The 14,126-nt window shown below is 73.7% G+C and carries 12 protein-coding genes; 11 read left to right on the top strand and 1 reads right to left on the bottom strand.

The genetic code is table 11. The features are described from left to right. The first annotated feature begins 31 nt into the window (after nt 1-31). On the top strand, nt 32-1,894 hold the full coding sequence (locus tag ABD254_RS17880) for a bifunctional sugar phosphate isomerase/epimerase/4-hydroxyphenylpyruvate dioxygenase family protein (protein ID WP_344250031.1): 1,863 nt from the start codon (nt 32-34) through the stop codon (nt 1,892-1,894). 63 nt (nt 1,895-1,957) lie between these two features. Here ABD254_RS17880 and ABD254_RS17875 read toward each other — a convergent pair whose 3' ends face one another. After that, on the bottom strand, nt 1,958-2,482 hold the full coding sequence (locus tag ABD254_RS17875) for a DoxX family membrane protein (RefSeq protein WP_344250029.1): 525 nt from the start codon (nt 2,480-2,482) through the stop codon (nt 1,958-1,960). 233 nt (nt 2,483-2,715) lie between these two features. On the opposite strand from ABD254_RS17875, the gene ABD254_RS17870 reads away from it, so the two are divergent. The 10 genes from ABD254_RS17870 (at nt 2,716) to ABD254_RS17825 (ending at nt 14,115) form a co-directional block, all read left to right on the top strand. After that, the gene (locus ABD254_RS17870) at nt 2,716-3,417 is read left to right on the top strand and encodes a FadR/GntR family transcriptional regulator (RefSeq protein ID WP_344250028.1); all 702 of its coding nucleotides are present in this window, start codon (nt 2,716-2,718) and stop codon (nt 3,415-3,417) included. Nucleotides 3,418-3,484: 67 nt separating this feature from the next. Further along, nucleotides 3,485-4,666: a DUF4185 domain-containing protein gene (locus tag ABD254_RS17865; RefSeq protein WP_344250027.1), complete on the top strand. Its 1,182-nt coding sequence runs from the start codon at nt 3,485-3,487 to the stop codon at nt 4,664-4,666. 44 nt (nt 4,667-4,710) lie between these two features. Further along, nucleotides 4,711-5,976, top strand: coding sequence for an ABC transporter substrate-binding protein (locus tag ABD254_RS17860; RefSeq protein WP_344250026.1), 1,266 nt, complete (start codon nt 4,711-4,713; stop codon nt 5,974-5,976). A gap of 83 nt (nt 5,977-6,059) precedes the next feature. Next, nucleotides 6,060-6,986, top strand: coding sequence for a carbohydrate ABC transporter permease (locus ABD254_RS17855; protein WP_344250025.1), 927 nt, complete (start codon nt 6,060-6,062; stop codon nt 6,984-6,986). Next, the gene (locus ABD254_RS17850) at nt 6,986-7,813 is read left to right on the top strand and encodes a carbohydrate ABC transporter permease (protein WP_344250024.1); all 828 of its coding nucleotides are present in this window, start codon (nt 6,986-6,988) and stop codon (nt 7,811-7,813) included. The genes ABD254_RS17855 and ABD254_RS17850 overlap by 1 nt, the downstream gene beginning before the upstream one ends. 18 nt (nt 7,814-7,831) lie before the next feature. Further along, entirely contained in the window at nt 7,832-8,671 is an 840-nt protein-coding gene (locus tag ABD254_RS17845; protein ID WP_344250023.1) for an SDR family oxidoreductase, read from the top strand. Further along, nucleotides 8,668-9,936 (top strand): enolase C-terminal domain-like protein, encoded by a 1,269-nt coding sequence (locus ABD254_RS17840; protein ID WP_344250022.1) that lies wholly within the window; start codon nt 8,668-8,670, stop codon nt 9,934-9,936. The genes ABD254_RS17845 and ABD254_RS17840 overlap by 4 nt, the downstream gene beginning before the upstream one ends. 41 nt (nt 9,937-9,977) lie before the next feature. Continuing rightward, nucleotides 9,978-12,083, top strand: a complete 2,106-nt coding sequence (locus ABD254_RS17835) for a hypothetical protein (protein WP_344250021.1) — start codon at nt 9,978-9,980, stop codon at nt 12,081-12,083. Continuing rightward, nucleotides 12,080-13,114, top strand: a complete 1,035-nt coding sequence (locus ABD254_RS17830) for a DUF4432 family protein (protein ID WP_344250020.1) — start codon at nt 12,080-12,082, stop codon at nt 13,112-13,114. The genes ABD254_RS17835 and ABD254_RS17830 overlap by 4 nt, the downstream gene beginning before the upstream one ends. Then, nucleotides 13,111-14,115, top strand: coding sequence for an alpha/beta hydrolase fold domain-containing protein (locus ABD254_RS17825; protein WP_344250019.1), 1,005 nt, complete (start codon nt 13,111-13,113; stop codon nt 14,113-14,115). Before ABD254_RS17830 ends, ABD254_RS17825 begins: the two co-directional genes overlap by 4 nt. The last annotated feature ends 11 nt before the right edge of the window (nt 14,116-14,126 follow it).

Raw genomic sequence — 14,126 nt, 5'->3', positions numbered from 1 at the left:
GACACCCCCGACGAACACTGGAGGACCTCGGATGCGCACGTCGATCGCCACGGTCTGCCTGAGCGGCAGCCTGGAGGACAAGCTGTACGCCTGCGCGGACGCGGGGTTCGACGGCGTCGAGATCTTCGAGCCGGACCTCGTGGTCAGCGACCGCAGCCCCGAGGAGATCCGCGCCCTGGCCGACCGGCTCGGCCTGAGCCTCGACCTCTACCAGCCGTTCCGCGACTTCGAGGGCGTCGCCCCGGACCTGCTCGAGGACAACCTGCGCCGGGCGCGCGAGCGGTTCGCGACGGCGCGCCGACTCGGGATCGGGACGGTCCTGGTGTGCAGCAACGTGGCGACCGCGACGGTCGACGACGACGAGGTCTCGGCGGCCCAGCTGCGCCGCCTCGGCGACCTCGCGGCGGAGCACGGGATCCGGGTGGCGTTCGAGGCGCTGGCGTGGGGACGCTTCGTCGACGACTACCGCCGGTCGTGGCGCATCGCCGAGCGGGCCGGCCACGAGGCGGTCGGGGTGTGCCTCGACAGCTTCCACATCCTGGCGCGAGGTCACGACCCGGCCGGGATCGAGGAGATCCCGGGGGACAAGATCTTCTTCGTGCAGCTCGCGGACGCCCCCGCGCTCACGATGGACGTGCTGTCGTGGAGCCGCCACCACCGCCTGTTCCCGGGGGAGGGCGCCTGGGACCTGGGCGCCTTCGTGCGGCACGTGGCGCGGGCCGGGTACGGCGGCCCCCTGTCCCTGGAGGTGTTCAACGACGTCTTCCGCCAGGCCGACACGCGCCGCACCGCCGAGCACGCGCTGCGGTCGCTGGTCTGGCTCGAGGACCGCGCGGCGCGGCTGCCGGGGAGCCCGCCGACCTTGCAGCGGATCGCCGACCCGGACGTGCCCACCGGCTTCGACTACGTGGAGGTCAAGGCGGAGGACACCGGCGACGTCGAGGCGGTGCTCGGCCAGCTCGGCATGACGTTCCGCGGTCAGCACCGGACGAAGCCGGTGCGCCTGTGGTCGTCCGGGGACTCGCGGGTCGTCCTCAACGAGCAGCACGCGCGCGACGAGGCCCCGCACCTGGCGGGCGTGGGGCTGCGGGTGACGGACGCCGCGGTGGTGAGCGACCGCGCCCGGGCGCTCGCCGTCAGCCCCGCCTCCCGGCGGACCCAGGCCGGCGAGCTGGAGATGGCCGGGTTCGTCGCCCCGAGCGGGCTCGAGGTGTTCCTCAACGACCGCGACCTCGGCGACGAGCCGGCGTGGGTCGCCGAGTTCGAGCACGGCCACGCGGCGGACCCTTCGGACCCGGCGAGCGGCGGCGGGGTCCGCGCGGTCGACCACGTCAACGTCTCCCACGGCCGGGACGCCCACGACGAGGCGGTGCTGTTCTGCACCAGCGTGCTCGGGCTCCGCACGCCGCCCGCCACCGAGGCGGCCGGCCCGCACGGCCTCGTCCGCAGCCAGGTGATGCGCTCCGACGACGGGCGGGTGCGCCTCTCCCTGAACGTCGCCCCCGGCGGGGTGCGGCACCCGGACCACGTCGCGCTCGTGTGCGACGACGTCGTGGCGGTGGCGCAGCGGGCGCGCGAACGCGGCCTGCGCCCCGTCCCCGTGCCGGACAACTACTACGACGACCTGCGTGCCCGGTTCGGCCTCGACGGCCAGGTGCTCGCCACCCTGCGCGAACACCGGCTCCTCTTCGACCGTTCCGCCTCGGGCGAGTTCTGGCACTTCTACACGCCGCGCATCGGCCGGCTGTGCTTCGAGATCGTGCAGCGGGTCGGCGACTACGACGTCTACGCGACCGACAACACGCCGGTCCTGCTCGCGGCGCAGGACCGGATGGACCGAGCCGCCGCGGCGGGCACGCCCACCGCCGGGCGGTCGGGGGGTCGGAGCTCGTGACCCGGGACGCAGGAGCGGCCCGCACCCGGCGCTGAGGCCGGACGCGGGCCGCCGTCGTGGTCGTCAGGCGTCGACGCGGAGCCGCGCGCCGAGCGCGACGGCGGCGACCACCGCGGCGCCGGCGACGAGCACGACGTCCTTGAGCACGTACTGCCCGAGGAGGGTCACGCCGTCGCCGAAGAGCTCGTCGGCGAACAGCGCGACGGGGGAGAGGATGCCCACCATCGCGACGGCGAGGGCGAGGAGCCCGACGCGCAGGAGCCGTCCGGTGACGAGGGTCAGGCCGATGAACGTCTCCAGGGCCGCGACGGCGAAGACCGCCGTGGGCCCGCCCACGATCCCGAACGTCAGCGTCTCGACGGTGCGCGCCGCGATGGACTCGGCGGGGCTGCCGCCGGGCACGAACTTCAGCAGGCCGAAGCCGAGGAACACGAGACCGAGGGACACGCGGAGCGCGGGGACGGACCAGCGGGCGAGGAGCCGCGCCGCCCGGGTGACGACGACGTCGATCCGGTGGGCGGCGGACTGCGTGAAGGGGCGGGACGCGGCGAGCGTGGCGCGGGGGGCGCGGGGGGTGGTCGTGGACATGGCGGTTGGCCTGTTCTTCGAGGAGGGGCGCGGCCGGGGTGGTCGCCCCTGGAGAGAGCGCGCCCTGGGACGCGCCGATGCATCCTCGACGTTTTTTCGCCCGCTCGGGCGGGGAGGACATCGTCAGGACATCGTCGGCGGCGTCCTGGGCAGGATCATCAGCACGGCACCGCGGCGGTCGTCCGGCAGTCGCCGACTTCACATTGAGGTGAGCAAGTGATTAGATCACTTCCATGACGACGGAGTCGGGGCCCATCGCGCGCCCCACCCTCAGCGGGAGCCTCGCCGAAGCGGTGATCCGGATGATCGGTGACGCGGGACTGGTCGCGGGCGAGCGCATCGGCCCGCAGCGCGACCTCGCCGCACGGTTCGGCGTCGCGGTGCCGACGATGCGCGAGGCGCTGCGCCGGCTGGAGGGCATGGGCATCCTGTCGTTCCGGCACGGGTCCGGGATCTACGTGGGCGAGAACTACAACCGCTCCGTGCTGCCCAACGCCGTCCTGCCCCCCGCGGACCGCGAGCGCCTCGTGGAGCTCGTCCAGGCCCGGGTGCTCATCGAGCCCGCCATCGCCCGGCAGGCGGCGGTCGTGCGCGAGCCCGCGGCGCTCGCGCGCCTCGCGGAGCTTCTCGCGGACGCGCACCGCTGCCTGACCACCGGCGACGACCGGCTGTGGCGGGTGAACGTCGACCTGCACCGCGCGATCGCCGACGCGGCGGGCAACCGCATCGTGGCGGAGGTGCTCGACGTGATCCTCCTGCTGCACGCGGAGGACCAGCGCCGGATCCTCACCCTGCACGGCGACCCGGACGCCGACTACGAGGAGCACGCGGAGCTCGTCCGGCTCATCACCGCCGGCGCCGCCGACGAGGTGGACCGGCGGATGCGGGAGCACCTCACCGACGTGGCCGGCGCCATCCGCCCCGCGGGCGGCTGACGGACCGGCGCGCCCACCGACCTTTACCCACGACAGCAAGCACCACGATCACGACGGAGTGATGACGATGCACACGACACGCAAGAGCGTCCTCGCTGGGGCGATCGCCTGCGGCATCGCGCTGAGCGGCGGCGCCCTCACGGCGACAGGGACCGAGGTTGCCGGGGCCGAGGCACCCGCGCACGACGGGGTGCGGGCGAGGGCATGCTCGCTGGACGGCGCGACGGTCACGGCGAGCGCGGCCCGGCCCTCGCCGCTGGAGGAGACGTTCACCGCGTACGCCGACTCGGGCGTGGGCTGGACCGGGGCGGACAGCACCTACTCGGTGCCGCTGCGCGACGGTTCGCTCGCGTGGATCTTCTCGGACACCTTCCTCGGTCCGGTCGAGCCCGACGGCACCCGTCCCACGACGACGCCGTTCCTCAACAACTCGATCGTGCTGCAGCGCGGCGACGAGCTGACCACCGTCACGGGCGGCACCCCCGACGCCCCCGAGAGCATCGTGGGACAGGACCCGGACGGTGCCTGGCACTGGTTCGGCGCCGGCCTGGCGACGCGCCGCGGCGACCTGCAGGTGGGCGTGCTCGAGTTCGCCCGGTTCGGCGAGGGCCCGTGGGACTGGGGGTGGAGCGAGTCCTCGGTCGCGACCGTGGACCCCGCCACCGGCGACGTCGAGGAGATGCGCCCGCTGCCGTCCGCGGCCGGCGTCCAGTGGGCGTCCTGGTACCAGCGCACGGGCGGCCACGTGCTCGTCTACGGCGTCGAGGACCGCGGGGCCGAGAAGTACATGCACGTCGCGAAGGTGCTGGGCGGCGACCTGGCCGCCCTCGACCGGTGGCGGTACTGGGACGGCGCGCGGTGGGTGCGCGACGAGGCCGCGTCGGCCCGCGTCATGCCCGGCGTCGCGAACGAGTACAGCGTGACGCCCTTCCGCGACGGCTGGCTCCTGATCACCCAGGACACGTCGGTGCCCTTCAGCAGCGAGATCAAGGCGTACACGAGCTGCTCGCCGACCGGCCCGTTCACCGGCGGGTCCACCGTCCACCGGATGCCCGAGGTGGGGCCGGGCGGCAGCTACGGCGACCCGGACGTCATCGCCTACAACGCCCACGAGCACCCCGAGCTGCGCGACGACGACACCCTCCTGGTCACCTACAACGTCAACTCCGTCGACCCTGACGACCTGTACGCGGACGTCAGCATCTACCGGCCGCGGTTCGTCGAGGTCACGCTCGACGTCCGCCGCTGAGGCCCTCCCCACGAAAACCCCATCCACGACGAGGTGAGAATGCAATGAAGCGAACCCGGATCCTGGCCGGCGCCACGGCGGCGTCCCTGGCCCTCGGCCTGGCGGCCTGCTCCAGCGGCGACGACGGCGGAGGCGGCGGCGGCGACGGCGACGGTGCCGCGCTCGGCTTCTACACGGACAAGGCGGCGTGGGAGCCCAGCTTCGACGCGATGAACGAGGTCTCGGGCGCGGACGGTTCGACGCTCGAGTTCACCGGCTACTCGGACTCGACCGCGTACGACAGCTTCATCAAGCAGTCGTTCCGCACCAAGCAGGTGCCCGACCTGTTCACCTGGCACACCGGCAGCTCGCTCGCCGAGCTCGTGGACCAGGGCCTGGTCGCCGAGACCACGGACCTGTGGACCCAGGCCGAGGCGGACGGGCTCGTGCCGGAGGGGCTCAAGGACAACTACACCTACGACGGCAAGCAGTACTGCGTGCCGCTCAACGTGGCCTACTGGGCCGTCTACTACAACAAGAAGGTCTTCGCCGACCACGACATCGAGGTGCCGACCACCTTCGAGGAGATGATGGCGGCCGCCGAGAAGCTCAAGGGCGAGGGCGTGACGCCCTTCCACCAGATGAACATCATCTTCGAGTTCGTCTGGTTCCAGGCGCTGCTCGCCGGCAACGCGCCGGAGACCTATGAGGGACTGCAGACCGGCGACGCGTCCTACCTCGACCCTGAGGTCGTCGAGGTGATGGACCAGTGGAAGCAGATGATCGACGACGGGTACTACAACGACCCGGGCGTCACGACGGACCCGCAGACGCTGCTGAAGAACGGCGACGTCGCGATGGCGTACTTCGGCACGTTCCTCACCGGCCAGCTCACGGACGTCGGGGCGAAGTCCGGTGAGGACTACGGCATCTTCCCGATGCCGAGCATGAACCCGGCGTCGGGCGACCAGACGGTCCTGGAGACCGGCCCGCTGTGCGTCGGCAAGGGCTCCGAGAACGAGCAGGCCGCGCTCGACTACAGCGCCTGGTGGATGACCGACGAGGCGCAGAAGACCTGGTCCTCCTCCCGCGGCGACGTCTCGTTCAACCCGAACGTGACGGTCGAGGACCCGGAGCTGCAGAAGCTGGTCGACGGCGTGACGGGCGGCGACACCACCATCCAGCAGCGCTACCTCGAGGCCAACCCGCTGCCCGTGTACACGCTGTCGACGGAGATCTTCGGCGACTTCGTCACCAACGCGCCCGACCCGATGCCGGGGCTGCAGCGGCTGCAGGACGAGGCCGACACGTACTGGGCCGAGCAGGGCTGATGCCCCACCGCACCACCGTCACCACGCCACCGGGGGCCGCCGAGCCGGCCGCGCCCCCGGTGGTGCCGGAAGGAGAGACCACCATGACCGCCACCGCCGCGCCGCCGCGGCCGCCGACCAGCGCCGAGCGCCCGGCCCGCCGCCCGCGGGCGACCTACCGCTGGTCCGCCCGAGGGTTCGCGCTCCCGGCCGTGCTGGTCGTCGCGCTGCTGCTCTACGTGCCGTTCGTGTGGACCAGCTACCTGAGCCTCACCGAGTACAACGGGCTCGGCGACCCCGAGCTCGTAGGCCTGGCCAAGTACCAGGAGATGCTCACCGACGCCGGGTTCCTGAACTCCCTGCTCAACACGGTGTTCTGGGTGGTGGGCACGCTCGTGCTGCCGGTCGGGCTGGGCCTGGTCATCGCCGTGCTCGCCTACGGGCTCAAGGCGTCGTTCTGGTACCGGCTGCCGTTCCTGCTGCCGTACGCCATCTCGGGCGTCGCCGTCGGCGTGATCTGGACGTTCGTGCTCCAGACCGGGGGCGCGCTCGACGAGGCGCTCGGGCTGTTCGGCGTGACCGACCCGCCGCGATGGCTGCTGGACGCCCCCTTGAACACGTTCGTCATGATCGCCGCCGCGACCTGGCAGGGCGCGGGCGTGAACGCCCTGCTCTTCACCATCGGGCTGCAGTCCATCCCGAAGGAGCCGCTCGAGGCCGCGCGCCTCGACGGCGCCTCGGGCTGGACGATGTTCCGGACGATGACGTGGCCGATGCTCACGCCGCTCACGACCGTGGTCGTCGGGCTGTCGATCGTCGGCTCGCTCAAGCAGTTCGACATCATCTGGGCGATGACGAAGGGCGGCCCCGGCGTCTCGTCGGAGACGCTCGCACTGACCATGTACAAGGACACGTTCGTCGAGAACGACTACGGGCTGGGGGCCGCCGTCGCGGTGTTCCTCACCGTGGTCACCGTCGCGGCGTCCGTCCTCTACCTGCGCCGGCAGCTGTCGGGCGCCCGGGAGTCGTGATGAACGCCGTGACGGCGGACCGTGTCCGCAAGGCCGTCCTCGTGGTGCTGGGCCTCGTCTGGCTCGCGCCCGTGTACCTCATGATCGTCAACGCCGCGAAGACGAACGACCAGTACGGCGTCCTGTCCGTGTGGAGCCCCGCCGGGCTGGGCGGGCTGTGGGAGAACGCCGCCGCGGCCTGGACGCGCGGCGACATCTCCGCCGGCATCGCCTCCACCGCGCTGTACGCGATCGCGGCACCAGCGATCGCCGTCGTGATCGGTGCTGCCGCCGGGTTCGCGATCGTCGCCCTGCGACTGAAGCACGGGTTCGCGTGGTTCGTCGTGATCTTCGCGTCGACCGTGTTCCCGATGCAGATGCTGCTCATGCCGCTGTTCCTCGGCTACGTCCAGACCGGCCTGTACGACACGCGCACGGGGATGATCCTGGTCTACACCGTGATCTCCGTGCCGTTCGCGGCGTTCGTCATGCGGAACTTCTTCTCCGGTGTGGCGCACCACGTGTTCGAGGCGGCCGTGGTCGACGGCGCGTCGACGTGGCGCATCTTCTGGCGGATCTACCTGCCGATGGCGGTGCCCGCGCTCGTGGCGATCTTCATCCTGCAGGCCACGCTCATCTGGAACGACCTGCTGCTCGGGCTCACGCTCACCCAGTCGGCGGAGACCCGGCCCGTGATGACGGCCCTGTCCGCCCTGCAGAGCACCTACGGCGGCTCGACCATGCCGACCGTGCTGGCCGGCGGGCTGATCGTCTCGATCCCCACCGTCGTCCTCTTCCTCCTCGCCCAGCGCACGTTCACCCGCGGCCTCGCGCTCGGGCAGTACTGACCCCCACGGAGCACCACCATGACTGATCGACACCCTCCCGCCCCGGGCGTGCCCGCCCCCGCGTGGACCGGGCGCACCGCCGTCGTCACGGGCGCGGCCGCCGGCATCGGCGGCGGCGTCGCCGACCTCCTCGTCGAGCTCGGCGCCACCGTCGTCGGGCTGGACCGGGACGCGGCGGCGCTCGACGCCGCCGTCGCCCGGCACGCCGGCGCCCCGGGCCGCCTCGTCCCGATGACGGTCGACGTCGCCGACCCGGCGGCGCTCGACGACGCCGCCCGGCGGGTCCGCGACGAGCACGGCGGCCTGGACGCCGTCGTCTGCGCCGCGGGCGTCCAGCGGTACGGCACCGTGGACGAGACCGACCCCGCCACCTACGCCGAGGTGATGGGCGTCAACGTGGGCGGGGCGTTCCACACCTGCCGCACCATGATCCCGCTGGTGCGGGCCAACGGCGGCGGGGCGGTGGTGGTGGTGAGCTCCGCCCAGGCGTACGCCACCCAGAGAGGCGTCGCCGCCTACACCGCCAGCAAGACCGCCCTGCTGGGGCTGGCCCGCGCGATGGCGGTGGACCACGCCGCCGACGGCATCCGGGTGAACAGCGTGAGCCCCGGGTCGGTCGACACGCCGATGCTGCGCTGGGCCGCCGGCCTGTTCGCCGGCGACCGCCCGGCCGACGAAGTGGTGGCCGAGTGGGGACGGGCGCACGCGCTCGGCCGGGTCGCCACCCCGCGGGAGGTGGCCGAGGTGGTCGAGTTCCTGCTCGGCGACCGGGCGTCGTTCGTCACCGGCGCCGACGTCAAGGTCGACGGCGGGCTCAGCGCGCGCCTGGCCGCCGCACTTCCGGAGGAGACGTCATGAAGGGCAGCGGCATGCGGATCGCGGACGTCCGCGCGACGACGGTCACCGTGCCCCTGGAGGCGCCGCTGCGGCACTCCAACGGGGCCCACTGGGGCCGGTTCGTGCGCACGATCGTCGAGGTGGAGACCACCGACGGCCTGATCGGCCTCGGGGAGATGGGCGGGGGCGGGCAGAGCGCCGAGGCGGCCATCGCGGCGCTCAAGCCGTACCTGCTCGGGCACGACCCCGCGCGGACCGAGGCGCTGCGGTTCATGCTCGCCAACCCCACGGCGAGCCTGTACAACAACCGCACCCAGCTCGTGGCCGCGATCGAGTTCGCCTGCCTCGACCTGCTGGGCAAGCACGCCGGTCTCCCGGTGCACGCGCTCCTGGGCGGGGCGGTGCGGGACGAGGTCGAGTTCGCGTCGTACCTGTTCTTCCGGTACCCGTCGGCCGACGGGTCGGGGGAGGTGCGCACGCCCGACCAGCTCGTGGCCGAGGCTGCGCGGCTCAAGGCCGAGCACGGGTTCCGGGTGCACAAGCTCAAAGGCGGCGTCTTCGACCCCGACTACGAGCTGGAGTGCTATCGGGCGCTCGCGGCCTCCCTGCCGGGCGACCGGTTCCGCTACGACCCGAACGGCATCCTCGGCGTGGAGGAGGCGATCCGCTTCGCGCACGCGATCGAGGACCTCGACAACGACTACGCCGAGGACTTCTGCTACGGCCTGAACGGCATGCGTCGCCTGCGGGAGAACACGAGGATCCCGACGGCGACGAACACCGTGGTGGTGAACTTCGAGCAGCTGGCGGCCAACGTGCTGCAGCCCGCGGTCGACGTCGTCCTGCTCGACACCACGTTCTGGGGCGGCATCCGCCCCTGCGTGCGCGCCGCCGGCGTGGCCGAGACCTTCCAGCTCGGCGTCGCCGTGCACTCCTCGGGAGAGCTGGGCATCCAGCTCGCCTCGATGCTGCACCTCGGGGCGGTCGTGCCGAACCTCACCTTCGCCGCCGACGCGCACTACCACCACCTGCGCGACGACCTGATCGTGGGCGGCAAGATGACGTACCGCGACGGGAAGATCGCCGTCCCGGACGCCCCCGGCCTCGGCGTCGAGCTCGACCGCGCCAAGCTCGAGGAGTACGCCGAGCTCTACCGCGAGCTGGGCCCCTACCCGTACGACCGCGACCCGGGCCGGCCGGACTGGTACCCGCTGCTGCCGAGCACGCAGTTCGCCGACCCGCGCGCAGCCGGACGTCCCGACGCCCTGGCCCGCGAGCCGTACTGACACCCCGACCTGACGTACAGAGAGCACGAGGACACGCCACGATGAGCACCGCCGCTGTCACGGCCGCGCCGACGATCCCCACGGTCGAGGACCTCGCGTCCGACGTGATCGCCGACGACTTCGACGACATGATCAACCCGCCCGGCCTCACCAACCACTGGGCGACCGCCCAGGTGGACCACGACGTCCTCGCGGTCCGCTCGCTCAACGTCCCGCCCGTGTCCCAGGGCGACTCCATCAGCGGCCAGCTCTACCTCGGTGGCCGGCTGGCGCGGTCGTACGGGCAGCCGGTCGAGGTGCGCTGGCGGCCCGACCGGGTCGAGCGGTGCACCGTCGTCGACGGCTGGGAGGTGCGCACGACGACGGTCTGCCCGCCCGGCGAGCCGGGCGTGGCCGTGCAGCTCGAGGTCACGGACACGACCGGGACCGACCGCGAGCTGCGCGTGGGGGCCTGGTTCGACTCCACGGTGACCTGCGCCGGCGAGCCGTGGCTCGCCGGGGCGCCTCCGCAGGCGAAGAACGGGCTGACCCGGACCGGGGCCCGCCGCGTCGGGCGGCCCGCCGACGGCTCGGCGGCGAGCGTCCAGGGGCTGGTCGACGATTCCGGCGCGGACGTCGACGACGGCGGCTCGTCCCGGGTCGCGGAGGTCGTGCGCACCGTCCCCGCCGGCGGCACGGTGCGGCTCGCGTACGTGCACACGGTCGCGCGCACCGAGGACGAGGCGCGGGCGGCCTTCGACCGCGTCGCGGCGGACGTGCCGGGCGCGATCGAGGCCTCCCGGCGCACCTGGGACGCCGAGATCGAGGCGCTGTTCACGCCGGGGAACGACGAGTTCGGCGGCTGCCTGCCGCGCCTGGTGACGACCGACGACGCGCTGCGCCGGCTGTACTGGTGGGGCGCCGTGGGGGTGCTGTGGTTCCGCCGCGACAACCCCGCGTCGGTGCTCGGCCGCACCTACGACACGCTCATGCCCCGGTACTGGCAGTCGACCACGTTCATCTGGGACTACTCGCTGAGCTCGATGGTGCACGCGCTGCTGGACCCGCACGTGATGCGGCGGCAGGTCGAGCACTGGGTGGGCCTCGACATCGAGAAGCACTTCGGCACCGAGTGGCTCACCGGCGGGCCGGTCGGCTACTGGTACTCGGTCAACCACTACGCGATGACCCGCCTGGTGCACGACTACCTGCGCCTGCACGGCGACCACGGCCTGCTGGACGCCGCGGTGACCACGCCCGACGGCCGCACGTCGACGATGGGCGACGAGGTGCGCGCCTGGTCCACGGCGTGGCACCGCCTCCGGTCGTCGTCAGGCCTGGCCGACTACGGCGACGTCGACAACCTCCTGGAGTGCGTGAGCTCCTACGTGCACGAGGTGGCGAGCCTCAACGCGGCCAACGTGTGGAACCTGCGCACGGCGGCGCGCCTCAGCGACCTGCAGGGCCGCGACGACGACGCGGCCCGGCTGCGCGCCGAGGCCGAGGACCTGCTGCCGAAGGTGCTGGACCTCGCGGTGCCCGGGGAGGGCTTCTTCCACGCGCGCCAGCCCGACGGGTCGCTGGTCGCCACGCGGCACTGCTACGACTTCGCCACCGTCGGCACGACGATCGCCGACGACGTGCCCGCCGCGCAGCGCGATGCCATGGTCGAGTTCTTCGTCCGCGAGCTGCGCACGCCCTCCTGGATGCGGGCGCTGTCGCCGCACGACGACGACGCCGGCTGGTCGCTGCGCGCCGACCACCAGTGGAACGGCGCCTACCCGGCGTGGCCCGCCGACTCGGCCCGCGCCGCCATCGCCCTCGGGCACCCGGAGGCCGTGCTCGAGTGGCTGCCCGGCCTGGCCCGCACCGCCAACCAGGGTCCGCCCGGGCAGGCGCACTTCGTCGAGGAGGCCGAGGAGCCGATCGGCGGCGGCGCGCGAAAGACGCCCCCGCAGCTCCCGTACCTCATCGACTGGTCGTGCTCGTCCGCGGGCGCGTGGTGCGAGCTGGTCCTCGCCGGGATCTTCGGGGTCGACGTCGCCCTCGACGGCACGGTCACGGCCGGCGGGTGCGTCGCGGACCTCGACCCCGACGCGCGCCTGGAGGGACTCGTCGTGCAGGGCCGCACGTACGACGTCGTGGGCGGCGAGGTCCGGGAGCGATGACCGCGGGCTGGGCCCGCCTGCTCGACGACGGCCGCGTCGCGCTGCCGGAGGCGCTCGCGAGCGTCGACGAGGTGACGCGGTCCTCGGGGGACCGGGCGCTGGTCGTGCGGGTCGCGGGCGGGCTCGGCGTCGACGTCCTGCCGGATCGTGGCCTGGACCTCGGGGCCGCGTGGTGGCGCGGCGTGCCGATCGCGTGGCGCTCGCCGCACCTCGGGGACCCGGGGCCGGCGCGCGGCTGGGAGGACCGCTTCCTCGGCGGGCTGCTCGCCACCTGCGGCCCGGACAACATCGGGTCCCCGCGCGGCGGGGCCGGCCAGCACGGCACGCACCACCTCACTCCCGCGCACGACGTGCGGTGGTGGCGGGAGCGTGCCGACGCGGAGGACGACGGGGGCGCCGAGATCGATGTGCACGTCGCCGGGAGCGTCGGGCACACCACGCTCTACGGGGCCCGGGTCGTCGTGGACCGGGAGGTCGTGGTGGCCACCGGCCGGCCGTGGGTCGAGGTGCGCGACGTCGTGCGCAACGTGGGGGACGCGCCCGTCGGCGTCCCGCTGCTCTACCACGTCAACCTCGGCGGGGCGGCGCTCGTGCCCGGCTCGCGGCTCCTGGTCGACGCGGACGAGCCGGTCCCGGCGGAGCCGCTGCCGGACGGCCGGGACGCGGTGACGTTCCCGGAGCCGGCCCGGGCAGCGGGGTACGTCGTCGCGGAGCACCCGGGCGTGCGGTCGGCTGGCGGCCGTGCCCGCGCCGTCGTCGCGCCGACCGGGCTCGGGGCGGCCGTCGGCGAAGAGGCGGGCGGCGGTCCTGAGATCGTGGTCGAGTGGTCGTCCGCGACGATGCCGCGGCTCTACTCGTGGCTGTGGCCGGCGCGCGGGGCGTGGGTGCTCGGCGTCGAGCCGGCGAACGCGCCCCTCGTCGGGCCGGAGCGCGACCTGCCGCACGGCGGCGCGCCCGTGCTGGCGCCGGGGGAGTCGTGGGCGTGCGGCGTGCGGGTCGGCGTCCGGACGTCGACGGAGCCGGGGCGATGACGGCGCACCACGACGCGGTGCACGACGACGCGGCACGGCGTGCGCCCGGCACGGTGCTGCCCACCAGCGTGAGCGACGCGGCGCGGCGCTACCTCACGGGGCTCGCCGAAGCGCGCGCCGCGGGGCCGAGGGCGGCCTACCCGGCCCCGGGCGACCTCGACGGCTGGCTGCGGCACGTGGCGGACGTCGACGTGTGGTTCCGCTCCGCGGTGCTGCGCGACGGCCCGCCCGCCGAGGGGTCGGAGCGCGATGTCGCGGGCGTGACCACGCACGTCGTGGCCGCCGGGCGCGCCGAGGACGACGGGCCCGTCGTCCTGGACCTGCACGGCGGCGCGCTGCTCTACGGGGCGGGGGCCGTCTGCCGCGCGTCGGCCGCGTCCGTCGCGTCGACCACGGGGCTGGTGGCGTGGGGAGTCGACTACCGGATGCCGCCCCTGCACCCCTACCCGGCGGCCCTGGACGACGCGACGACGGTCTACCGGGCGCTGCTCGCCGAGCGGGACCCGCGGGACGTCGTCGTCGCCGGCGGGTCGGCGGGTGGCAACCTCGCCGCCGCGCTGCTGCTGCGGGCGAAGGACGAGGGGCTGCCGATGCCCGCGGCGCTGCTGCTCCTGACCCCGGAGGTGGACCTCACGGAGTCGGGCGACTCGTTCGTCACCAACGCAGCACACGACGTCGCGCTCGCCAGCCTCCGCGAGGTCAACGCGCTGTACGCCGCCGGGGCCGACCTCGCGCACCCGTACCTGTCGCCGCTCTTCGGCGACCTCGCCGGGTTCCCGCCGACCTTCCTGCAGTCCGGGACGAGGGACCTGTTCCTGTCCAACACCGTGCGCATGCACCGCCGGCTGCGCGCCGCCGGCGTCGAGGCAGAGCTGCACGTGTTCGAGGGCATGCCGCACGGCGGGTTCGGCGGCGAGGCGCCCGAGGACGCCGAGCTGTCGGCGGAGGTGCGGCGCTTCGTGCTCGGTGCGCTCGCGGCGAGCCGGCGGACGTCCTGCTGACGCCGGCCCCC

The organism is Isoptericola hypogeus, from assembly GCF_039531145.1.
GTDB classification, from domain to species: domain Bacteria; phylum Actinomycetota; class Actinomycetes; order Actinomycetales; family Cellulomonadaceae; genus Isoptericola; species Isoptericola hypogeus.
Note: the sequence above shows the minus strand (reverse complement) of the source record. Positions and strands in the feature narration are given on the sequence as shown.